The sequence below is a fragment of the Sulfuricurvum kujiense DSM 16994 genome (genome assembly GCF_000183725.1).
GTDB lineage: Bacteria > Campylobacterota > Campylobacteria > Campylobacterales > Sulfurimonadaceae > Sulfuricurvum > Sulfuricurvum kujiense.
This window is the reverse complement of sequence record NC_014762.1, coordinates 1,905,710-1,929,007: the sequence shown is the minus strand read 5'-3', so window position 1 is coordinate 1,929,007 and position 23,298 is coordinate 1,905,710. Positions and strand designations below refer to the sequence as shown.

Genomic DNA, 23,298 nt, shown 5'->3' with positions numbered 1-23,298 from the left:
GATGATGTATTTTATTGATGTGCAGGGGACGTTGATCGAAGACAATACCAAACTCCCTACCCGTGGTGCGGTCGCTTTTATCGATTACCTGAATACGCATCATATCCCCTACATGGTGATTACCAACAGCACTAAAAACCCGAGCGACGAGTTTTTGGGATATTTGAATTCTATCGGATTGAATATCCCCCGTGAGCATTATCTCGATCCGTTGATGATGCTTGAAGGGCATATCGACAAAAGCAAAAAAATAGCCGCCTACGGCTCGGAACCGTTTTTGGATGTCGTCCGTTCAATGGGGTATTATCTTGATTATACCTCTCCGGATACGGTTTTAGTAGCGATCAAAGAGAACTTTTTAGCGGATGAATACGCACAGATGATAGAGTTTCTCCTCTCCGGCGCCGAATTGGTAGGGATGCATGAAACGACGCTGTACGTTAAAAATCATAAGCGTTATCCCGGGGTAGGGGCGATTTTGAAAATGCTTGAGTTTGCGACATCAACACCGTATACGGTTGTCGGAAAACCGAGTATCCCTTTTTTCGAAGAAGCGCTTTTGCGTCTCGCAAAACAAAAAGAGGATGCCCGTTTCGGTGACGTCACAATCATCAGCGATGATCTAAAAGGCGATCTTATCGGTGCCCAAAAGCTTGGGATGAGAGGGGTATTTGTTTTGAGCGGAAAAATCAGAAATGCCGATGAAATTATCCCATCTTTGAGAGAAGATGAGCACCCTGCGGCAATCTACCCTGATATGCAAGGGATATTGGAGAGTTTATGAAAAGTCTAGAAGAGTGCAGAGCACGGATTGATGAAATTGACAACGAGGTCGTAGACCTTTTAAATCGTCGGATGGAAGTGGTACGGCGTGTCGGTGAAATCAAACACGAGAGCAATTCGGCTATTTATCGTCCGGAACGGGAAAAAGCGATCATAGACCGTTTAACGAAGATTAGCGAATCATCCGGAGGATTGCTTAACTCCCAGGCGATCGAAGCGGTCTTTTTGGAAATTTTTGCCGTTGCCCGCAATCTCGAACTCCCGGAACGCATAGCCTATCTCGGACCGGAGGGGAGCTTTACCCATCAGGCGGCGGAATCGCGTTTCGGAGCGATGAGCGATTACCTCTCACTCGGTTCTATCGAAGCGGTATTTAAAACGCTCGAGGCCAGCCGTGCCAAATTCGGGGTGGTTCCGATCGAAAACAGCCGTGACGGCGTAGTCGGTGAAACTTTGGATCTGCTGGGCAAGAGCAGCGTTAAAATCGTTGCCGAGCTCTATATGCCGATTCATATGGCGTTTGCGACCAAAGCGGAAAAAATACACCATATCAAACGGATTTATTCTAAAGACAAAGGGTTCGGGCAGTGCCGCGAATTTTTAACGGAACACGGTTTGGATGTGGTTGAACATATACCGGTAGAATCGACAGCCAAAGCGGCTATTCTGGCGGCAAAAGATCCTGAAGCGGCAGCTATATGTTCGCATATCGCAGCCAAACTGTACGGTGTACCGACCTTGTTTGAAAATATCGAAGACACCCATAACAATGCCACCCGGTTTTTCATCCTCAGCGATTTTAAAAACGGTATCAGCGGCGAAGATAAAACATCGATTCTGGTCCGTTTGAAAGATGCCCAAAAAGCGGGGGCGTTGGTCCACTTTCTCGAAGATTTCAACAATGCGGACATCAACCTCAGTAAAATCGAAAGCCGTCCGTCCCGAGACAATGACGGTTTCGGATATTGGTTTTTTATCGATTTCTTCGGCCATATCGATGAGCCGAAAATTCAATCATTAATCCAGAAACATGCCGATGAAGTGACATGGCTGGGAAGCTACGTTAAGGGAGAATTATGAAATTTAATACTGCATTAGAGAGCATTAAAACGTACGAAGCGGGTAAACCGATCGAGCTTGTAGTCCGTGAATACGGTATCGATAAAGACCAAATCGTCAAATTGGCGAGTAATGAAAATCCGTTCGGGTGTTCGCCGAAAGTGAAAGACGCGGTGCGCGCTATAATCGATAATATGGCACTCTATCCCGATGATTCAATGGTTAAACTCAAATCCGCTTTGTCGAATAAATACGGTATTCAAAGCAACGAACTGATTATCGGTGCGGGGAGCGATCAGGTTATCGAATTTGCGATTCATGCCAAAGCTCATAGCGGCAGCAAAGTACTGATGAACAGCGTTACGTTTGCGATGTACGAGATTTACGCCAAACAAGTAGGGGCGCAAATCATCCGCACCGCGTCACGCGAACATAAGATGGATGAATTTTATGCACTTTACCAAGAACACAAACCGTCCATTATTTTTCTTTGCACCCCTAATAACCCTACGGGTGACGGGCTTCTTGCTAGTGAACTGGTTTCATTCATCGAAAAAATCGATAATGATACTCTCGTAATTGTCGATGGTGCGTATATGGAGTATGCCCGTTTCAAAGACCCTTCGTACGCGGTTGAACCTGGCGATTTGGTTAAGCGCTTTAATAATGTCCTCTTTTTGGGGACGTTTTCAAAAGCGTACGGATTAGGGGGGATGCGCGTAGGATACGGTATCGCGTGTGCACCTATCATCGAAGCGTTGTATAAAGTCCGTCCTCCGTTTAATATTACGACCCTTTCGCTAGAAGCGGCATCGGTCGCACTGGAAGACGAACTGTTTGTTCAAGAGTGTATCGCGGACAACTTTAGCCAAATGGAGCGTTACAAAGAATTTGCACACGCAAAGGGGATCACTGTGATTGAAAGTTATACCAATTTCGTCACTTTATTGCTTCCTGAAGAAAAAAATTCATCGAAAATTGCGCAAGAACTCTTAAAAAAGGGTATGATTGTACGTGATTTAAGCAGTTACGGATTGAACGCCATTCGTGTTACAATCGGAACGCGGGTGCAAAACGATCGATTTTTTGAGCTCACTGATTCTTTAGTATAAAAATAGGTAACAATGGATTTTAAGACCCTCTTTTCGCAACTCGTTGTTTTTTACGGAAAGCTTACCCAAGCACAAAAGATTATTATCGGTACAGCGGTTGCGGGAATTATTGCCTTTTTGGTCTTTTTGGTTGTGTATACTTCCGAAGGAAAGAAGGGGGATAATGACGGGTATCAAGTCTTATTTGAACAATTAAGCGGCGAAGACGCCTCAAAAGTGATTGAGCAGCTTGAAAAAGACAAAATCCCTTACCGTATTCCTCGCGAAAATGTAATCGAAGTCCCTAAAGAGGTCGTGTATAAAGAGCGTATTGCGATCGCTTCGCTGGGAATTCCGAAAGAGGGGCACGTCGGATTTGAACTTTTTGACAAGCAGGAATTCGGTGCGACCAATTTCGATCAAGAGGTTAAATTCCGACGTGCGCTAGAGGGTGAATTGGCCCGTTCAATCGATTCTCTTTCCCCGGTCGAAAAATCGAGCGTTTCCCTGGCCCTTCCCAAAGAGACCCTGTTTGTCGAAGAGGCGGTTCCTCCATCCGCTTCAGTTATGGTTCAGCTTTATCCCGATCGGAAACTGACTCCTAAACAAATCCGCGGTATTAAAAAGCTTGTAGCTGCCGCGGTTCCGAAACTTACCCCCGAGAATGTAGCACTGATCAACGCAGAGGGCGAAACGTTGGGCGATAATGACGATGCCAGCGCTATGGGCGAACTCTCTAGCATACAGCAGCAGTATAAAACCAAAGAAGAGAAAAAGCAGGAAGAGAAAATTATTAATGTTCTTGCCCCGTTTATCGGAGGGAAAGATCGCGTCGTTGCCAAAGTGACGATAGAGTACGATTTTTCAGAGCAAAGTTCGACATCCGAAAAATTCGATCCGGAAAACGTGGTACGCAGCGAACAGTCATCTGAAGAGAAACGCGAAGGTGCGGCGCCTCAGCAAGTCGGCGGCGTTCCGGGAGCCGTGAGTAATATCGGGCCGGTAGAAGGGCTTGCAGGCGGCGGCGGTGAAAAATTTGAAAAAACCACCGGAACGACAAATTACGAGGTATCCAAAACCGTTTCAACAACGAAGATGGAGTTTGCCCGTATCAAGCGGATGACGGCTGCAGTTGTCGTAGACGGAAAATATGAACCGAAAAAAGATGCTTCCGGGCAGCCGACGGATGAAATTGAGTACATTGCATTGGATGAAACGCAGATTCAGGCTATCGATGCATTGGTTAAACAATCGATCGGTGCCGATGAACAGCGCGGCGATCAGGTAACGGTCCGAAACTTTGAATTCCAAATGTCCAAAGACGGGATGAGACCGAAAGATGCCGTATCCAAAACATCGCTTTTCATTTCGACGTATATCGCTCCGTTCACTCCGGTTTTCAAATACATCTTAGTTGCAATTATTTTATTTATAGCGTATAAGAAAATTATTATCCCTTTTGCCGAACGTATGCTAGAATTTAGTCGAGAAGAAGAAGAATTTGAAAAGCCGAATTTGGAAATTGCCGATGATGAGGATGAGGATTTGGCAGAAAAAGTACAGTTGATGCGCAAAAAAGTGGAAAATCAGCTCGGATTGGGTGAAAACTTCAATGAGGATGAGCTTAAATACGATGTTCTATTGGAAAAAGTGCGTGAAATTGCGGAAGATCACCCGGAAGAGATTGCTTCATTGATTCAAGCTTTGATCGATGAAGAATCGATACCTGCCGATAGTCCGCATAAGCGATAGGAGGGCTAAATGACGTTAACACAGTCACAGCAAGTTAATTTTGATGAAATGAGTATGTCACAAAAAGTAGCTATCTTGCTCGTGCAGCTGGGTGAAGACGTCACCGCCACCATTTTTTCGCGTATGAATGTCGACTCGATTACCGAAATCTCCAAATACATTGCATCCAACCGTTCTATCGAGAAAAATATCGGTGCCGCGGTTTTGGAAGAGTTTTATGCCATTATCCAGTCAAACCAATACCTCAATACCGGAGGTTTGGATTACGCGCGTGAAATCCTTTACAAAGCGCTAGGGCCGGAGGAAGCCCGAAAAGTTCTGGAACGTCTGAGCAAGACGATGCAGGGGACTCAGAACTTTGCCTATCTCTCTAAAATCAAACCGCAGCAGCTTGCCGACTTTATTATGAACGAACATCCGCAGACGATTGCGTTGATTTTGGCCCACATGGACCCTTCTGCCGCTGCGGAGACCCTTTATATCTTCCCGGATGATTTACGGGCCGAAGTGGCGATGCGTATGGCAAAACTCGGGGATATCTCTCCTTCTATCATCAAGCGGGTCAGTGCCGTCCTGGAATCGAAACTCGAATCACTTGCAAGCTACAAAGTCGAAGTGGGCGGACCTCGCGCCGTGGCGGATGTCTTCAACCGTTTGGGGGCGAAAGCGTCCAAAGCGACCCTCACACAAATCGAACAACTCGATCAGGAACTGGCCGCATCGATCAAAGAGATGATGTTTACGTTCGAAGATATGGTTGATTTGGATAATAACAGCATCCGAGAGATTCTTAAAGCGGTGGATAAAAACGATCTTATGCTGGCCCTTAAAAATGCCGCCGAAGAGCTCAAAGAGAAGTTTTACGCCAATATGTCCCAACGTGCGAAAGACGCTTTTATCGAGGAACTTCAGTTCCTGGGTGCCGTTAAGATGAAAGAGGTCGAAGCCGCGCAGCGTAAAATCGTCGATGCCGTTCAGTCACTGGCCGATCAGGGTGTTATACAAATCGGCGAATCTGAAGAGATGGTAGAGTAACCGATATGGATGTGGTAATTCAGCAGAATGCTGCAGGGGCTCACTCCATTAGCAAATATCAGTTCAAAATTCTTTCATCGCTTTCAGGGATGAGTGTCGGAGAAGCGGCGCATGAAATGAACAGTATTCCGATCAACGAGCCGGCTACGGAAGCCCGCAAGGAGGAATCGAAATCTTCCAAAGATGAATTGATCGAATCGTTGCTGAAAAAAGCGGACGAAATGAGTTCCAATGTCATCAAAATGCAGATGAGGCTTGAATCACTCCAGGAAGAACATGTAAGCGCACTTGAAGAGGCTAAAAAGATTGCCTATCAAGAGGGTTTGGAAGCCGGTATTGCTCAGGAAAAGGCACAAAAAGAGGGACAAAGCGCCCAATCGCATGATCAGCTGGCACAATCGGTAAAAACATTGGAGAATGCCGCAGCAGAGTTTACGATAGCGCTTTCATCGATTCAAAAAGAGCTGACCCATACGGCGCTGGATATCGCCAAAGAGGTGATAGGGATTGAAACTGCAGAACACAGTGGTAAAATAGCGGCAAAACTCTCCAATGATCTGATTGAAGAGTTGAAAGATGCCTCCAAAATAACGCTTCGGGTTAATCCGGCCGATCACGGATTTATCTCGGAAAAAGTGGGCTCGCTAGCCCATGTAGAGGTGCTGTCCGACCGTGCAATCAGTCCGGGAGGGGTTGTCGCAATCAGCGACGCCGGGAATATCGACTCAGAGATTAAAAAGCGTTACGAGAGACTGAAGCGTTCCTTGTTGCTAGAATCGTAAAGCATTTACAAATATTCACTTATATACTATTAAGTATTTGAACAGATAACTATTTTTAGGACAGTGCATCACAATGGATATAAAAAATTTCACATTGCCTCAGTTGGAAGAACTCTCTCAAAAAATTCGTAACCGTATTTTAGAAGTAGTGAGTACCAACGGCGGCCATTTAAGCTCTACACTCGGGGCTACCGAGATTATAGTAGCTATGCATAAAGTTTTTAATGCGGCTCAGGATCCCTTTATTTTTGACGTATCCCATCAATCGTATGCCCATAAACTTCTGAGTGACCGCTGGGAAGAATTTTCTACGCTGCGTCAGTTCAACGGGCTTAGCGGCTATACGAAACCCTCCGAATCGCCGATGGATTATTTCGTGGCGGGGCACAGTTCGACTTCTATATCTTTGGGTGTCGGTGCGGCTAAAGCCATTGCTCTCAATAATGAACAATCAAGCCGGATCCCCGTCGTCGTTATCGGCGACGGTGCGATGTCGGCGGGGATGGCGTACGAAGCATTGAATGAGCTCGGGGATCGAAAATATCCGATGGTGATTATTCTCAACGACAATGAGATGAGTATTTCAAAACCGATCGGTGCGATCAGCCGGATGCTCAGTTCAGCAATGGCAAGCCCGTTTTACCAACGGTTTAAACGAAAAACAGAACAGTTCGTCGATAATTTCGGGGAGGGGGCACATTACCTTGCCAAGCGGTTTGAAGAGTCGTTCAAACTCATCACGCCGGGAATTATGTTTGAAGAGATGGGGATCGAATACATCGGCCCTATCGACGGACATGACCTGAAATCGTTGATCGATACGTTTGAGATCGCCAAAGGGATGGGAAAACCGGTACTGGTACATGTACAGACGATCAAAGGCAAGGGGTATGAGATCGCCGAGGGAAAACATGAAAAATGGCACGGAGTATCCCCGTTTGACCTCAAAAGCGGTACGGCTAACGCTAAAAGTTCAGCCAAAAGCGCTACTCAGATTTATGCTGATGCCCTAATGTCCCAAGCACTCAAAAATGATAAAATCGTAGGGGTTACCGCCGCAATGCCGAGCGGAACGGGTATGAGCGAGTTGATGGAAAAATTTCCGGAGCGTTTTTGGGACGTGGCGATTGCCGAACAGCATGCCGTAACTTCTATGGGGGCATTGGCAAAAGAGGGATTTAAGCCGTTTTGTACCATCTATTCGACCTTTTTGCAGCGGGGATTCGATCAGGTGATCCACGATGTGTGTCTGATGGATCTGCCGGTCGTTTTTGCTCTGGATAGAGCCGGAATCGTCGGCGAAGACGGAGAGACCCATCAAGGGGCATTTGATATCAGTTTTTTACGCCTGATTCCCAATATGACGCTGTGTGCTCCGCGGGATGAAAAATCGTTTCATCAAATCGTTGCGTATGCCGCAGGGTATGACCATCCGTGTTCGATCCGCTATCCGAGAGGGGCGTTTTTGGAAGCCGATCTCCCCGAATCGGTTCCGTTTGAGACGGGTAAATCGCACCTTTTGATCTCCAATAACTCCGATATCCTCTTTATCGGATACGGAAACGGCGTCGGACGTGCGGCCCAAACAATCGAGATGATGGAGTCGAAGCCTTCGCTTCTGGATCTTCGTTTTGTAAAGCCTTTGGACGAGGAGATGTTAGAGCTGATGGCGCACCGTCACAAGCGTTGGTACGTCTTTAGTGATTCGGCACGTCTCGGCGGCGTGGCAAGCGCTTTGTTAGAGTGGCTCAGTGAAGCGAAGATCAGCGATGTACAGGTTATCAGCTTCGAATATGATGATAAATTTATCAAACACGGAAATACCAAGCTTGTGGAGGAATTTTTGGGTCTTCTCCCTGAGCAACTCGCGCAAAAGGTCAGCGAAGAAGTATAACTCCGGCAATGCGCCCTGTATGCTGCCGATCGGCGCGATACGAAAAATAAGTGTCATGGCGGCAGGCTGTACACTCATTGATAACCTCGATGTTGTTAAGCGGTACGTCCAGCGCGGTTAACTGCTGCCGTAAAACGGTATTGACATCCAAAAAAAGTTTTTCCCCTTCTCTCCTAAGTGCTTCATAATATCCTTTTTCTTCTACTTCAGCCGCGATATTCGGATTGATTTCGTAGCAGCATCCGTGAATAGAAGGGCCCATGCTGATCCGCACATCGTCGATTGTTGTTCCGTATATTTGCGCCATTCGCTCAAGCGTTTTGGGCAAGATGGCATTGAGCGCTCCGGCACGTCCCGCATGAACCGCACCGATTGCACGATTGAGCGGATCGTAGATGAGAATCGGGGTGCAGTCGGCGCTCATCACCATAAGCGGGGTGTTTTGAATGTTTGTGATAAGGGCATCGCATTCGGGCGGAGTATCGAATGTGCAGGTTTCATCCGCTACAACGATCCGATCGGAATGGATTTGGCGCATATGGATGAGCCGACTCCGTTCATAGCCGAGTGATCGGGCCAAAAGATCATGATTCTGCATGACATCATTTGGATTGTCTCCGACATGAAAGGCAAGATTGGCGCTGGTATAGGGAACTTTCGACACACCGCCGTGCCGCGTCGTAAATACGGCGGTAACGTTTGTAAACGGAGATAAAAGAGACGGCGTGAATGTTTTCATACAGTGAGTATACCCTGCGGGCGTTTTAGTTGGAATTAAAGAGCTATTTATTATTCTTCTATTCTTCTTTTTTTGTCGGGGCGTAGCGCAGTTTGGCTAGCGCACTACCTTGGGGTGGTAGAGGTCGCCTGTTCGAGTCAGGTCGCTCCGACCAGTAAACTTTCTAGTATATTCATTATTAAATAACCGAAAAATAACCTTATAAAGTTAATATTTTTGTTTATAATTAAGCATAAAAATTTATGTATTAGAAAGTTTTAGTGAAATGAATTTATGTAAAAACAATCACATAGCCAATGACCGAACTGTCGGTTCGGTACTTATCATAGAAGATTCCGCATTTTTTAACAATGCCCTTGGTAATGGAATAAAGGCTTTAGGATATACCGTTTCCAGCGCCTTTACACTTTCAGATGCTTTGAGCGCATTAGAATCCGATAGTTTTGATTTAGTGGTTTTGGATTTGCATTTGCCCGACGGTGAGGGTGAAGAATTGCTTGAACGATTGAGTACGAAGCAAAAACTAAAAATTGTCGTTTATACGTCTGATCCGGATAAAGAACGACGTAATGAGTGGTTTCGCTACGGTGTGCTCGGGTATTTATCTAAAAACGACCCTTTTCATTTTGTGATTCAAGAGATTGATACGACACTCAAAGCGATTGCTGAAAATACTAATTACAATATATTGATCGTGGATGATTCTACCGTTGTGAGAGGGCATGTTTCCATGTTATTACAACCGCGCAATTATCGTATCCATACGGCTGTTGACGGGGAGAGTGCTATCAAAAGTATTAATACGCAGCGCTTCGATCTTATTTTACTCGATCTTGAACTTCCCGACATGAACGGAGAAGAGGTGTTGAAGTATCTGAAAAAAAACAGCATGACTTTTGAGACCCCCGTATTTATCCTAACGGGGAGATACGATGCTTCAACGGTTGCCAAATTAATCAAACAGGGGGCGACGGAGTTTTTCCTCAAACCTTTTGTCCCGGAAGAGCTTCTGCTGAAAATCGATTTTTGGATCGATTCCAAACGCAAATCCAGAGAGATCGAGTGCGAGCGGCAGCTGCTCCAAGAATATAAAGATACGGTGGATAGAAGTTCTATCGTCTCTAAAACCGATAAGCGGGGGATTATCACATTTGTCAATGATAAGTTTTGTGAAATTTCCGGATACAGCTATGCTGAACTGATCGGAATGCTCCACAATATCGTGCGCCATCCCGATATGCCGAAAGAAGTATTCAAAGAGATGTGGGAAACGATATTAGCAGGCAATGTGTGGGAAGGGATCGTTAAAAACAGGAAAAAAGACGGATCAGCGTATTGGGTTGAAAGCATTATCAACCCAATACGTGATATAAACGGCAATATCATCGAATACATTGCCATCCGCCGGGATGTTACGTCAAGCGAAGAGTATAAAGAACGTATGGCAAATGATCTAAAACTGACATCCGATAATATTGAAGATATCAAACTGCTTGCGCATCAGTACGAAGATGCGATGGGCAGTACGCTCGCAATGCTTCGGACAGATACCGATAACATTATCACATTTGTCAATAAAACATTTTGCGAGATCAGCGGATACGAAGAATCGGATGTCATCGGCATCGAATGTTCAACACTTAGAACACACAAACATCACGAGAATAAAGATTGTGAACGGATTCAAGGAGAGTTGGCAAAAAAGCAAATTGTAAAGTGCATGTTTGAAAATATCGGTAAAAACGGTAAACACTTTTTTACTGATACAACTATCTATCCTATCGCGGATAAAGAGGGAACTATCATTGAGCATCTTCATTTGATGTGTGATGTCACAGAGGAGATCCATCTCCATCAAGAAATTGAGTCAACCCAAAGCGAGATTATTTACAAGATGGGAGAGATCGGAGAGAGCCGAAATAAAGAGACCGGAAACCATGTCCGCCGGGTTGCGGAATATGCAAAATTATTGGCATATAAAGCCGGATTAAATGATGAAGAATCCGAACTTATCGCAATGGCTTCACCGATGCATGACATAGGAAAAGTTGCGATTCCCGACGCAGTCTTGCTCAAACCGGGGAAGTTAGATGAAGATGAATGGAACATCATGCGTTCACACGCCATTATCGGAGCAAATGTACTCGCAGGATCAGAACGGAGTATTCTGAAAGCGGCATCAATCATTGCCAAAGAACACCATGAAAAATATGACGGAAGCGGATATCCTTACGGATTGGCGGGAGAAGAGATCCATATGTACGGCCGTATTGTAGCAGTAGCCGACGTTTTTGATGCGCTTGGGAGTAAACGTCCTTATAAAAAAGAGTGGACCTTGGAGGAAATTATCGATTTGTTTCACGAACAAAAAGGAAAACATTTTGATCCCGTACTCGTTGACTTGCTTTTGAATAATCTTGATGAATTTTTAGAAATCCGAAACTGTTATCATGATTAATTGGAACTAGGCTTTTCCCATCATTTTAATGAGAGAGTCAACCAGTTTAATATTAAGCTGTTCTTTCATCTCCTCTTTCATTATTTTAAGTGCGTTGAAGAAACTTTCCGCCTCTTTATAGGAACGGTTGGAGGTAAGCGCATCGAAAATATCGGCAATGGTCACAATCTGTGCCGCAAATGAAATCTCTTTTTCTCTCAGGGCTCTTGCGTAACCGCTTCCGTCAAGCTTTTCGTGGTGATTTAAGACAATCTCCAGTGTCTCAGGACAGGTTTCTCCATTGCTGATAAGGGTTTCGTAGCTGTACTGAGGATGCTCTTTCATTGCTTCAAATTCATCTAAACTCAGCTTGCCCTGTTTATTGATAATGCACTGATCAATTTTGCATTTTCCCAAATCATGTAAAATTGCTCCGGATGCGATCTTGTGTATCATTGCTTCATCCAAACCGTGTTCATGGGCCATTCCGATCGAGTAGAGGGCGACATTTACACAATGCGAATAGGTTTGATAGTCGTGTGTACTGAGCTGCAAAATTGAAGCGGCTGTCACGTTATTGGAAATGATTTGTTTGACCGTTTCGGTCATGATATCTTTGGCAATCATAATTTTAGATTGGGAAATATCGCTTTCAAACATATCTTGCATGATATGAATCGCCGAAGAATAGATAATTTTGGATTTTTGCTTCTTGTTGAGATACGGAGAACTGAGTACCGTCCCGAGATGGTTGGTAAGATATGTGTCAAACGCTTTGGAATGGTGTGAAGAAAGATAAAAATGATCGACCCCGTTTTGGAGAAGTTTTTCTTTTTTATCAAAGGATAATGTATCCCCTGATTTTATAAATTTAACCAAACGGCTTGAATTATTGATATAAAGATCAAACGCCAGCGGCTCGTTAAGGATAATGGTTTCAATCGTAAAAGCTTTGTAACTGTTGTATTTTTTATAAGAGTCCAATTGTTTGCCCGGTGATTAGATGCAGAGTTCAATTCCCTACCGTAATGATTATAACATAAAAGATAACGGTGAGAATTCCATCTCCTTTTACGGCAGTTTTCTGTCCAAAGACGGGTTTTACATATTTATGTGAGTCGCGGGCACGGCTTAAAGGTTTAAAATGTCTAAAGTCAGTAAAATAAGAGATATTTTACGAAGAATTAACGGAAAAGGTTATCGTGAACACTTCTTTACGACATGTTTGGATCGGGGTATTTCTTTCGGTGCTTGTACTCTTAGTCGGTGCATGGGCGATTTATAACGATACCCGTTCCCGAATACTCGCATTGATAATGCAGCAGCATGCGATTACACATTTTCATATTGAAGATTTTGAAAAGAAGGAGAAATCTCTAATTAAGATGCTCTCAGAGCATCCGAACGTCCAATACTATGAACCGACCGATCGAATGGATACGGAATCTCTTTTTTACGATGTCCTGAAAGGACATTATGAAATTATGCAGGTACGTCTGATTGATACTTTCGGCAATGAATTGGTACGGGTTGATCGGCTTCGAGACGGAACAATCAAACGTATTGTGAAGGATGAACTTCAGAATAAAGCAAATCGTTACTATTTTCAGGAGTTTATGCAGCTTTCCGAAGGTTCCATAGGATTTTCGGACTTTGATCTGAATATCGAACACGGCAAACTCGATGTTCCTTTTAATCCGACGCTGAGGATCGGAATGCCGGTTTATAACAATGGAATGAAAACCGGGATTGTTGTGATTAATTTCTATATGCAAGATTGGATTGAAAACTTGCTGCATTACACAAACAATGAGCTGATGCTCATCGATCGCGACGGATACTTTTTAATCCATCCTGATAAGAAATGGGAGTGGTCACGCTATCAACGCCCATCCAGAAAAGCGGCTGAATATTTCGGTTTATCTCCTTTTGAGCTTGAATCATTTGGGAATACACACTATCACTGGATCAACAACGATACGGTAGCGGTTCCTCTCAACATGTTCGGGCAGAAACTCTGGGCATTATATCACCCGCATGAGCCGGTTCTCAAATTGTTTTTTCAAAAAAATCTGCAGTTCGTATTGATCGTTTTGACATCATTGGCTTTGATCGTGATTCCGCTTATCCGGATGATACGACTCTATATCCGTCGGATAGATGAAGAAAAAACAAAAATTAAAGAGGGGAAAATATATCTGTCGACACTCTTGAACAGTGTATTCGATGCGGTGATTGTTATTGACCAATGGGGGACCATACAACGGATTAATAATCAGGTATGCAGTCTATTCGGATATAAAGATGATGAGTTGATCGGAAAAAATGTCAATATAATTATTCCGGAGCCGTACCACTCTTTGCATGACGGGTTTATACGCAATGATACATCCAAGAAAAAGGGAATGGAGCATGAAGAACGGAATTTTGATGCCCTAAAGTCTGATGGAACCCTTATTCCTATCTCATTGATCGTAACGCATATGCGGATTAATGATAAAATATTTTTTATCGGAAGTATTCGAGACCTTACCCATATTCGAGAGCTAGAACGAAGAGAGAAGTCGAATGAAACGATGTTGATTCACCAATCCAAACTTGCCGCAATGGGTGAGATGCTGGGTACGGTCGCTCATCAGTGGCGGCAGCCTCTCAATTCCATCGGTCTGATTATTCAGGATCTCGTTTTGGCATTTGAGAATGATGATCTTGAAAAGAGTTATTTTAAGAAGTCTCAAAATGAGATCATGGGGCAGCTTCTTCATATGTCAAAAACGATAGATGAATTTCGAAGTTTTTTTATTCAAGAAGAGGTGGCTGTTGAATGCAATGCAATTAAACTGGTGAGCGAAATTGAAGAGTTATACCGACCACAGCTGGAAGCCTATAATGTAAGATTGCAAGTGCGCTATGGAGACGGTTTCGGGGGGGTAGAGTCAGGTGAAGATCAAGATGCCTTTAGGTTTAAAACCTATCCTTCCGAAGTCAAACAGATTCTTCTCAATCTGATATCCAATTCGAAAGAGGCGATTGAAGCACTCCGTCCGGAAGATAAAAGGCTCCGCAATACGATCACTATAACCCTTAACGCCTCAGAGACGTCGATTCGAATTGAGGTTTCCGATCGGGCGGGAGGAATAGGTGCAGAGATTGCGGGTCGTATTTTTGAACCGTATTACACGACTAAAGAAAAAGGGGTCGGTTTGGGGCTTTACATTTGTAAAATCCTGTGTGAACGCCACCTGAATGCAAAATTGATGTTTGAAACGGATACGTTTAACGGGATTACGAAATTTATTCTGATCTTGCCGCGTACACTTCAAGATCAATGATACGTTAGAAAGGGGATATATTTTGGAAACAAGCAAGCCACTTTACGAAGAGTTAAAAAACTATTCAATTCTGATCGTTGAAGATGAAAAGGCGGCATTGGCTTCTCTCGTCAATGTTTTAAAACGCTATTTTAAAAATGTTATAACGGCTACAAACGGGTACGAAGCATCGGATTGTATTTTGTCCAAAAAAATAGATATTATCCTGACCGATATGCGTATGCCATATCAAGACGGGGTCGATTTCGTCAAACAAATACGAGAACTGGACTTTAATACGCCGGTAATTTTTATGTCGGCACACTCGGATTCCGAAACACTGCTGAGAGTCATTCCGTTAAATATCACCGAATACTTAATCAAACCGATCCAAATTGAGAAAGTTTTAGAACTTTGTCAAAAAATGTTCAGAGAAAAAAGTGAAAATCTCAATAAACAGCGCGCTGAAAGAAACATACATTATCTTCCAAACGGTATTCATGTCGATTTGGGGGATAAAACAGTGTACCAAAACGATATGATGATTTTATTAACGAAAAAAGAGTTTGAACTGCTCACCCTATTATTAAAAAACAAACATTCTGTTTTGAGCAAGACCCAAATTGAATATTCGCTATGGAACGGTGAACTGATTTCTGAGAGAAGTGTCAAAACACTTATGAAAAAACTCCGTGAAAAAATTGGTGAAGACTCTATCGTAACCGTAAAAAATCTAGGCTACAAAATTTCTACAGACTAAACATTTCCTGTTAACTTCACATAAAATAACCGAAAAATAACTTTCCATTGATACCATGTCAAAATACTCATGTGCGGCAGGTCGCCGAAAATTTAAGACAATTGAGGCATTATGCGTTATTATTGTTAAATAAGGCACAAAAATTTAGCGGGTTCCAGGCGCACGCTTTTCAATACATCGGCTAAGAATATCCGATGCGGCTGTCTGCATGTATGAAAGTGGATGGGCACTTGAAAAATTATCGAAAGAGGGTCGTTTCAAAGAGCGGTGTCTGATCCGTATACTGCCATTGATGCGAAAATATAATCAAGAGAAGAAGGATGCAGATTGAAATTATTGGTCGTAGATGATAGTTCGACTATGCGCCGGATTATTAAAAACACACTCTCTCGGCTCGGCTATGAAGATGTTTTGGAAGGTGAGGACGGAGTACAAGGGTGGTCGGTTCTCAATGAGAATCCGGACATGGGGATGCTGATTACCGACTGGAATATGCCGGAGATGAACGGATTGGAATTGGTCAAGAAAGTACGTGCGGATGCGCGTTTTGCCGACTTGCCGATTATCATGGTTACGACAGAGGGCGGTAAAGCGGAAGTAATCACCGCACTAAAAGCAGGAGTAAACAACTATATCGTTAAGCCGTTTACACCTCAGGTTTTAAAAGAGAAACTTTCGGCTGTATTGGGAACAGCATAAATATCAAAAAGGGATAAAGATGGAGCAAATACTAAAAGATACCGATTTTTTGGTATCACAAACGGATGCAAAAGGGAAAATACTTTTTGCCAATGAGGATTTTTGCAGCATTGCGGGATACACTCTCGAAGAGCTGATCGGCAAACCGCATAACATCGTCCGACATCCCGATATGCCTAAAGCGGCGTTCCAAGATCTTTGGGATACCGTTAAAAGCGGAAAGGTATGGAAAGGGTACGTAAAAAATAAAACCAAAAACGGCGGGTTTTACTGGGTATTTGCGACGGTTTATCCCAACATCGCGTGCGGAGAGGGTGAGGGGGGCTATATGTCATGCCGCCGCAAAGCTTCCACGGCAGAGATACAAAAAGCCGAAGCGCTTTACAAAACCATGCGTTAATTAAGGGATACTATACATATGAAAAACAGCACAAAAATAATTATTTTATCTATTTTAGGCATCTTTGGAGTCGTATTAGCCGTGACGGTTAACTCTGCATGGGTTTCTGCAATAGCTATGGTAATACTTATGGGAACAGCTATAGGGTTAAATACCGCCTCCGTTTCGTCTGGGAACGAAGCAATCAAACAGTTAGCCGAACTCGAAGAACTGATGCAGTTCAAACGCAATCAAATGGAGCCTCATCCGGCACAACCCGGCAGTATGGAAGAGAAACTCAGTCATCTGGCTAAAACCCACGAATTGATTTTGGAACAGGATACCAAGGTCGCGGGTGAAATGGTACTGCTTGCCGATAAGGTCCGCAGAGGCCATTTTATGTGCCGTGTCGCCAGCGATACCAAAACGCCGCATGTCCATTTGCTCCGTAAAACGATGAATGCAATGCTTGATGCGACCGAAAAAAATCTCGATCAGGCGATTAATGTTTTAGGGGCACTAAGCGAAGGGAAATTCTCTACACGCGCGTCGGTCGGTGTCGAAGGCAAAATGGCCGAAATGCTGGAGAAAATCAATGCATTGGGTACAGCATTACAATCGATGGAGACGCAAAACAACGAAGCCAAAGAGGTGCTGAACAACAATACGAAACAGCTGAAAGATACGCTGGAATCTCTCCGTGCAAAAGAGTTTGTGGAGCTCAACGGCATGATTAATACGACTGTAGAACGGATACAAAGAGTTGCCAACAAAGAGCATGAACTCTCCGATAACCTCCAAACCTTGGCGGGTAATGCCCAAGAGACGAAACAGATATTGACCACTATCGGCGATATAGCCGATCAGACCAATTTATTGGCACTGAATGCGGCGATCGAAGCGGCACGTGCGGGAGAACACGGACGCGGGTTTGCCGTTGTTGCCGATGAAGTCCGTAAACTTGCCGAACGTACCCAGAAAAGTTTGGCTGAGACCTCTGCTACTATCAATATCCTTATTCAAGCCATTAATGACAACAGTGATTCACTGAATAAAAACATGGATGAGATGATGAATTTGACTCAGTATGTCGGAACGGTTGATGATAAAATGAGTGAGGTGCTGAACTCGATGGATCGTTTGCAATAATCACTACAAAGATAAAAATAAGAGCAGTTGATACAAATGACTGCTCTTAGGATTAAAAACTCTTAGGCTTCCGATAACATAGTATCCATCAGAACAAACAACTCATGCGATGCTTTTTCCATCTCCTCAAAATTTGCGATGATTTTCGGTGCGTGATCGATCGATTTTTCTTTGTATAAATGGACAAAATTTAGATTTTCATTGGCTTTTTCGTGTACGAGCGTATGCGGTATTCTTAATTGGGAGTAGCTGCGCGTATTGCCGAAACGGCGTTTCCCCTCATCGTCATACCATTGTCCCATTTGACATTGATGCGTATCCATCGTCTCCAGTGCCTGCTCACTTGTCATAATGCTGTTATAGGCACGTGATTTGTAGAGAATGTGCTCAATTTTCGCCAATACGATGAAGACACTGTTTTCCATTTTGAATGAAGAGCCGACAATACGGGACGAACTCTCATTGAGACGGATGAGCGTGTGCTCGAAATTATTGATTTTCTCGCTGGAACTCTCTACGACACTGTTCATCTCTTCGGCGCTGGATTGAATATCACTCATGTCCTGCTGCAACGAATTGATCGATACCGATATTTCTCCTGTTGCTTTATGGGTACGTTCGGCAAGTTTACGGACTTCATCGGCAACAACGGCAAACCCGCGTCCGTGTTCTCCCGCACGTGCCGCTTCGATCGCCGCATTCAGTGCCAATAGATTGGTCTGATCGGCTATATCGGTGATAAACTCGATAATCGAAGTGATTTCGGCAGCCCGGCCGGAGATATGTGAAATCGCTTCGTTGTTATTGGCTACTTTTTCGGTCAATTTCCCCAGTTCGGAAATAATCTCGCTGATAGTTTGACGGCTTCCGTCGGCTAAGGTCGCCGCATCTTCGGTTGCCGAGGTGACTTGTTTGAGATTTTGAATATTGTTATGCAAATCATGCTGAATGACGCTGAGGCTTTCAGTGACTTGGATATTAAGATGACTGAGCTGTGCATTCATCGCATCGCGCCGTTTTTTCAGCTCCTGATCTTTCATGATATCGATGCTCTCTTTGACATGGCCTATCGCATCGACAAATGCTCCGTGCATCCCCTCATCGCTGATCGGATGGGAAAAATCGCCGACGGTGGCATTGGTGATAGAGATATTGATTTGAGAGATAAAGTTCTCAATTTGCATAAGGAGCTGTTGGAGCGCATCCGCCATGATTCCAAGTTCCGTTCCGGGACTTGCATTGATATGGGTATCGGAAAAATTACCTTCGGACACTTGTTTGATGACACGGGTAAAACTTTCCAACGCTGATATTATAGAGGCCTGAATGAGGGTGGCAAAAGCAAAAATGACAATAGCTACGGCGATCCCTGAAACGAGTACGAAGAGCTTATAAAAGCTGATCTCGTTGTGCAAATCGGCCGAAGCACTTTCCAATGCATCCTGCTTTATTTTAAGAACCTCTTCAAAGTCATCACGCGACGCCTCGGCGATAGGGGTAAACTCTTTTTTGTATTTGGCATATATTTCGGCACTGTTGGCGGTGATGGAACCCGGATCCAGCGATTTCATCATAGCAAAGGAGTTGTCCAGAAACTGGATTGTACTTTTCTTGGCTTCTTCTATCAACGTTTTGGATTTTTCATCGGTTGATGTTTGTTCCAGTTTAGTGAATGCCGTATGGACATTTTCGATCCGTTCTCCGAGTTTGACGATGTTTTTATCGTAGCTTCCCCCCAGCATAATATCTCGGCTGGTACGGCTGACGTAGTTGATGTCTTTTTCGATTTCAAGGGCCAATAAAGCCCCTTGGGTAGAGTTTTTCTGTAAATCGTCGTATTTGGACTCAATGCTGCTAAGGGCAAAATAGACAAAAACGGCGGCTCCGATGACCGATAAGGTTGCTGTGATGACCAGATAATGCATCCGCTGCCGGATGCTGAGATGATGAAGGGCATTATTGAACATAAAAATCCTTTATATTTTTAACCATTGTTTTATATCCAATCCTCATAAAAAGAATGTAAAGAAAGTTTGATATTCGTGTTTCATTGTTCCAGATTAGTGTTGCAAATATGTTGCAAAATAGTTGGAGTTAAAAAAAACGGATTTAAAGAGTCTACGTTCATTCGGATGTGATGATAATGTGATGTATTATAATATTTTTTTCTAATTCTGTATTAGAATCCTGAGTAAAGCACTCAGGTCTGATACAGAAGAATAATGTGTTACTCGATCGAAATAGGATAAAATACAATTAAAACGGAAAAGGATTGATGAGTGTTGCATAGACAGATGAAATCACCGCGAGTGGACGGGGATGATATTTCTGCCAAACGTGAAGAGCTGAGAGCTTATTTTCATCAAAGCTACGATTTGTTTGAGTCGCTATTCGAGCTGTTGATTTCCGATGAGGTTTTTTACCGCCAATCCGAACCGACACGCCATCCGATGATTTTTTATTTCGGACACACGGCAATTTTTTACGTTAACAAATTGGTTGCATCCGGGGCGCTGCGTGAGCGGATCAATCCCCATTTTGAGCAGCTGTTTGCCGTCGGTGTCGATGAGATGACGTGGGATGCCGCCAGCGATACGCTCAAATGGCCGAGTATCGATGACGTACGAGAATATCGCAAACACGTCAGGACTATGGTGGATGAACTGATCACCTCAATGCCGATGAGTTTACCTATCACCCAAAAAGATCCGTTTTGGGCGATTTGGATGGGGATAGAGCATGAACGTATCCATATCGAAACTTCCAGCGTACTCCATCGGCAGATGCCGCTTCAGTTTGTCCGATCCCATAAGGATTTCCCGATTTGTCCGATACAAGATGTTTCTCCGCAAAACAGATTGGTCGGATTTGAGGCTTGTGACATACAGCTGGGGAAAGGGTCTGGTGATCACGGATTGTACGGCTGGGATAACGAATACGGAGAACACAAAGCGCAGGTTAAAGCGTTTCAGGCTTCACAATATCTCGTCAGCAACGGCGAATATATGGAATTCGTTTTGGCTGGGGGGTACACAACACCGCGTTGGTGGGATGAAGAGGGGCTGAAATATCTACAGATCCGTCAAGCGCTCTGTCCGCCGTTTTGGGTTTTGCAGGAGGACGGAAGCTATAAATTCCGTACACTGAGTGCCGAAATCGATATGCCCCTCAACTGGCCGGTCGAGGTGAATGCCCTCGAAGCGGAAGCGTTTTGCCGATGGAAAAGTGCTCAGGATGGGGAAGTTTACCGCCTCCCGACCGAAGATGAATGGGCCGTGATGGCGCAAGAGGGTGGAGTTGGAGAAGAGTTTTTCGATGATACGCGCTCCAATATCAATCTTGCCCACGCAGCCTCATCGGTACCCGTCGATACGTTTGCCCACGGCAGACTCTACGATGTTGCGGGCAATGTGTGGCAGTGGACCCAAACGCAGATGGACGCGTTTAAGGGATTTTTCACCCACCCGTGGTATGACGATTTCTCCGAGCCGACGTTTGACGGAAAACACAATCTGATCAAAGGGGGCTCATGGATCTCGACGGGGAACGAAATACTCCGATCGTCGCGCTATGCGTTCCGACGCCATTTTATCCAGCATGCGGGATTTCGTTACGTCGTCGGTGATGGGGAAACTGAATCCGAAAAATATGCTCGTATCGAGCAGATGTATGAACGGTGGAAAAAACGGTATGGATGAGTTTCGTTTCATCGATCGAAGCAATTCCAATGCTGAAAAATACACCCTGAGAAAAAAGCTCTTTCATACCGAAGAGGTGATGCCGATGTGGGTTGCCGATATGGATATAGCGACCCCTGAGTGTGTCTTGGAAGCGCTCAAAGAGCGTTTAAACCATCCGATATTCGGATATGAGATTATGCCGGATTCCGCCTATGCGGCTCAAATAGCGTGGATGAGAGAACACCACTCGTTTGAAATCAAACGCGAATGGCTCAGTTATTCCCCATCGGTGGTGGCATCGATCGGATGCGCGATCCGGGCTTTGAGCGAAGAGGGTGATGAGGTGATCGTTATGGATCCCGTCTATCCGCCGTTTTACAGTATGGTCAAAGAGAATAACCGCCATCTTATCCTCCATCCGCTCAAACCGGATGTGGAAGGGAAATATCACTTTGACTTGGAACAGCTGCGTACCCAAATCACTTCGAAAACCAAACTGTTATTGTTCTGCTCCCCCCATAACCCGATCGGACGGGTATGGAGTCGTGAAGAGCTCACCCTCTTAGGTAGATTTTGTCTTGAACACGGTATCCGCATTATCAGCGATGAAATCCATTGCGATATAGTCTATAAACCGCATACGCATATTCCGATGGCATCACTCTCTTTGGAGCTTTCAGAGAATACCGTTACATTGATAGGACCGGGGAAAACGTTTAATATGGCGGGATTTTCGATTTCGACCGTATGCATCGCATCCGACACCCTCCAAAGAGCGTACGAAGAGGAACGTCAGCGCGTCCACTTCGGAGACGGCGCGGCACTTTCTCACGTTGCGTTTGAAGCGGCCTATACGTACGGCGGGCCATGGCATCGTAACGTGATGGATCACTTGAGCCGAAATGTTCGTTTAATCGAAGAGTGGTGCCGTAAAAATCCCGTTATACGGTTCCGCCCCCCCGAAGCGACCTATCTGGCATGGCTCGATTGCAGGGAGCTTGGGCTGGGTGATCGGGAGTTAAGAGAGTTTTTTGTCCACAAAGCGGGACTGGGGCTAAGCCCCGGTCTTAGTTTCGGCAAAGAGGGATCGGGCTTTATGCGGCTAAATTTTGCCGTTCCTACCGTGGTGTTAGAAGATGCGCTGGAAAAACTAAGCGGAGCGCTGCGTGGATAAAAAAATAGACTCTTTTATCAAAAAACATCATCTTCTCTCCCTTGCGACGGCGGGAGAGAGGCTATGGTGCTGTTCGATGTTTTATGCATACGATGAAGCAAATCAGGGATTTATCGTTGCATCGGATGAGATGACGGAGCATATGGGCAATGTGCTAAAAAATGCTCATGTCGCCGGAACGGTGGCGTTGGAGACGAAAACACTCGGAAAGATTCAGGGAATACAGTTTGCCGGAGTGATACAAAAGGCTGAAAAACAAAGTGCCGAGTTATATTTTGAGGCGTTTCCGTATGCGAGAATCATGAACCCGACATTATGGACAATACGTCTCGATGAGGTGAAAATGACTGATAATACTTTGGGATTCGGTAAAAAAATCAGTTGGAAGCGCTCTTTTTCGGAGTAAAGTAAGAACAAGGTGCACCGCTGGAACTGAGGACGACCTGGGAGGGGAGAAATTTTGCTTTAAAGCCGTACGCCTTGCATCCGTGAGGCTGATGCGCTTCCCATGTGACAAAATAGTAGATACATTTATGACAGTTGATCTTTTGCATGGATGAAATATTACCGTATA

Annotated in this window: 20 protein-coding genes and 1 tRNA gene; 17 read left to right on the top strand and 4 right to left on the bottom strand. The window is 44.5% G+C overall.

From position 1 onward, the window contains the following. Position 1: 1 nt before the first annotated feature. The 7 genes from SULKU_RS09635 (at position 2) to dxs (ending at position 8,396) form a co-directional block, all read left to right on the top strand. A complete protein-coding gene (locus SULKU_RS09635; protein ID WP_245535144.1) occupies positions 2–784 on the top strand; it encodes an HAD-IIA family hydrolase in 783 nt (260 codons plus the stop codon). After that, positions 781–1,863 carry a prephenate dehydratase gene (gene pheA, locus SULKU_RS09630; protein ID WP_013460777.1) on the top strand — a complete coding sequence of 361 codons (1,083 nt, stop codon included), beginning with the start codon at positions 781–783 and terminating at the stop codon, positions 1,861–1,863. The genes SULKU_RS09635 and pheA overlap by 4 nt, the downstream gene beginning before the upstream one ends. Beyond that, entirely contained in the window at positions 1,860–2,954 is a 1,095-nt protein-coding gene (gene hisC, locus SULKU_RS09625; protein WP_013460776.1) for a histidinol-phosphate transaminase, read from the top strand. The genes pheA and hisC overlap by 4 nt, the downstream gene beginning before the upstream one ends. Positions 2,955–2,966: 12 nt before the next feature. Beyond that, entirely contained in the window at positions 2,967–4,685 is a 1,719-nt protein-coding gene (fliF, locus tag SULKU_RS09620) for a flagellar basal-body MS-ring/collar protein FliF (protein WP_013460775.1), read from the top strand. 9 nt (positions 4,686–4,694) lie between these two features. Then, on the top strand, positions 4,695–5,720 hold the full coding sequence (gene fliG, locus SULKU_RS09615; protein ID WP_013460774.1) for a flagellar motor switch protein FliG: 1,026 nt from the start codon (positions 4,695–4,697) through the stop codon (positions 5,718–5,720). A 5-nt stretch (positions 5,721–5,725) separates the two neighbouring features. Beyond that, positions 5,726–6,502, top strand: a complete 777-nt coding sequence (fliH, locus tag SULKU_RS09610) for a flagellar assembly protein FliH (protein ID WP_013460773.1) — start codon at positions 5,726–5,728, stop codon at positions 6,500–6,502. A 73-nt stretch (positions 6,503–6,575) separates the two neighbouring features. Next, positions 6,576–8,396 carry a 1-deoxy-D-xylulose-5-phosphate synthase gene (gene dxs / locus SULKU_RS09605; protein ID WP_013460772.1) on the top strand — a complete coding sequence of 607 codons (1,821 nt, stop codon included), beginning with the start codon at positions 6,576–6,578 and terminating at the stop codon, positions 8,394–8,396. On the opposite strand, the gene pgeF is transcribed toward dxs, so the two are convergent. Continuing rightward, a complete protein-coding gene (gene pgeF, locus SULKU_RS09600; protein ID WP_013460771.1) occupies positions 8,380–9,135 on the bottom strand; it encodes a peptidoglycan editing factor PgeF in 756 nt (251 codons plus the stop codon). The genes dxs and pgeF overlap by 17 nt on opposite strands. 76 nt (positions 9,136–9,211) lie before the next feature. Between pgeF and SULKU_RS09595 the strand changes: the two genes are divergently transcribed. Both SULKU_RS09595 and SULKU_RS09590 read left to right on the top strand, forming a co-directional pair. Next, positions 9,212–9,289 (top strand) — tRNA-Pro (locus SULKU_RS09595). Between the two features lie 111 nt (positions 9,290–9,400). Then, positions 9,401–11,593 (top strand): response regulator, encoded by a 2,193-nt coding sequence (locus SULKU_RS09590; protein ID WP_013460770.1) that lies wholly within the window; start codon positions 9,401–9,403, stop codon positions 11,591–11,593. A gap of 6 nt (positions 11,594–11,599) precedes the next feature. Here the strand turns inward: SULKU_RS09590 and SULKU_RS09585 are convergent, their stop codons facing one another. Beyond that, positions 11,600–12,556, bottom strand: a complete 957-nt coding sequence (locus SULKU_RS09585) for an HD-GYP domain-containing protein (RefSeq protein ID WP_013460769.1) — start codon at positions 12,554–12,556, stop codon at positions 11,600–11,602. Between the two features lie 218 nt (positions 12,557–12,774). Between SULKU_RS09585 and SULKU_RS09580 the strand changes: the two genes are divergently transcribed. The 5 genes from SULKU_RS09580 (at position 12,775) to SULKU_RS15320 (ending at position 17,870) form a co-directional block, all read left to right on the top strand. Next, a complete protein-coding gene (locus tag SULKU_RS09580; protein WP_013460768.1) occupies positions 12,775–14,904 on the top strand; it encodes a PAS domain-containing sensor histidine kinase in 2,130 nt (709 codons plus the stop codon). Positions 14,905–14,926: 22 nt separating this feature from the next. Beyond that, the gene (locus tag SULKU_RS09575; protein ID WP_013460767.1) at positions 14,927–15,643 is read left to right on the top strand and encodes a response regulator transcription factor; all 717 of its coding nucleotides are present in this window, start codon (positions 14,927–14,929) and stop codon (positions 15,641–15,643) included. Between the two features lie 327 nt (positions 15,644–15,970). Continuing rightward, entirely contained in the window at positions 15,971–16,342 is a 372-nt protein-coding gene (locus tag SULKU_RS09570) for a chemotaxis response regulator CheY (protein WP_013460766.1), read from the top strand. Between the two features lie 19 nt (positions 16,343–16,361). Continuing rightward, positions 16,362–16,742: a PAS domain-containing protein gene (locus SULKU_RS09565; RefSeq protein ID WP_013460765.1), complete on the top strand. Its 381-nt coding sequence runs from the start codon at positions 16,362–16,364 to the stop codon at positions 16,740–16,742. 18 nt (positions 16,743–16,760) lie between these two features. After that, the gene (locus tag SULKU_RS15320) at positions 16,761–17,870 is read left to right on the top strand and encodes a methyl-accepting chemotaxis protein (RefSeq protein ID WP_013460764.1); all 1,110 of its coding nucleotides are present in this window, start codon (positions 16,761–16,763) and stop codon (positions 17,868–17,870) included. A 62-nt stretch (positions 17,871–17,932) separates the two neighbouring features. On the opposite strand, the gene SULKU_RS09555 is transcribed toward SULKU_RS15320, so the two are convergent. After that, a complete protein-coding gene (locus SULKU_RS09555; protein WP_013460763.1) occupies positions 17,933–19,837 on the bottom strand; it encodes a methyl-accepting chemotaxis protein in 1,905 nt (634 codons plus the stop codon). A 327-nt stretch (positions 19,838–20,164) separates the two neighbouring features. Here SULKU_RS09555 and ovoA point away from each other — a divergent pair, with 327 nt between their 5' ends. From ovoA to SULKU_RS09540, 3 genes are read left to right on the top strand one after another with little or no spacing between them, the layout of a single operon-like run. Beyond that, positions 20,165–21,568, top strand: coding sequence for a 5-histidylcysteine sulfoxide synthase (ovoA, locus tag SULKU_RS09550; RefSeq protein ID WP_049766976.1), 1,404 nt, complete (start codon positions 20,165–20,167; stop codon positions 21,566–21,568). Further along, positions 21,540–22,724: a pyridoxal phosphate-dependent aminotransferase gene (locus SULKU_RS09545; protein ID WP_013460761.1), complete on the top strand. Its 1,185-nt coding sequence runs from the start codon at positions 21,540–21,542 to the stop codon at positions 22,722–22,724. The genes ovoA and SULKU_RS09545 overlap by 29 nt, the downstream gene beginning before the upstream one ends. Then, positions 22,717–23,130, top strand: a complete 414-nt coding sequence (locus SULKU_RS09540; protein WP_013460760.1) for a PNPOx family protein — start codon at positions 22,717–22,719, stop codon at positions 23,128–23,130. The genes SULKU_RS09545 and SULKU_RS09540 overlap by 8 nt, the downstream gene beginning before the upstream one ends. Here the strand turns inward: SULKU_RS09540 and SULKU_RS14795 are convergent. Next, positions 23,102–23,278, bottom strand: a complete 177-nt coding sequence (locus SULKU_RS14795; protein ID WP_013460759.1) for a hypothetical protein — start codon at positions 23,276–23,278, stop codon at positions 23,102–23,104. The genes SULKU_RS09540 and SULKU_RS14795 overlap by 29 nt on opposite strands. Positions 23,279–23,298 lie beyond the last annotated feature (20 nt).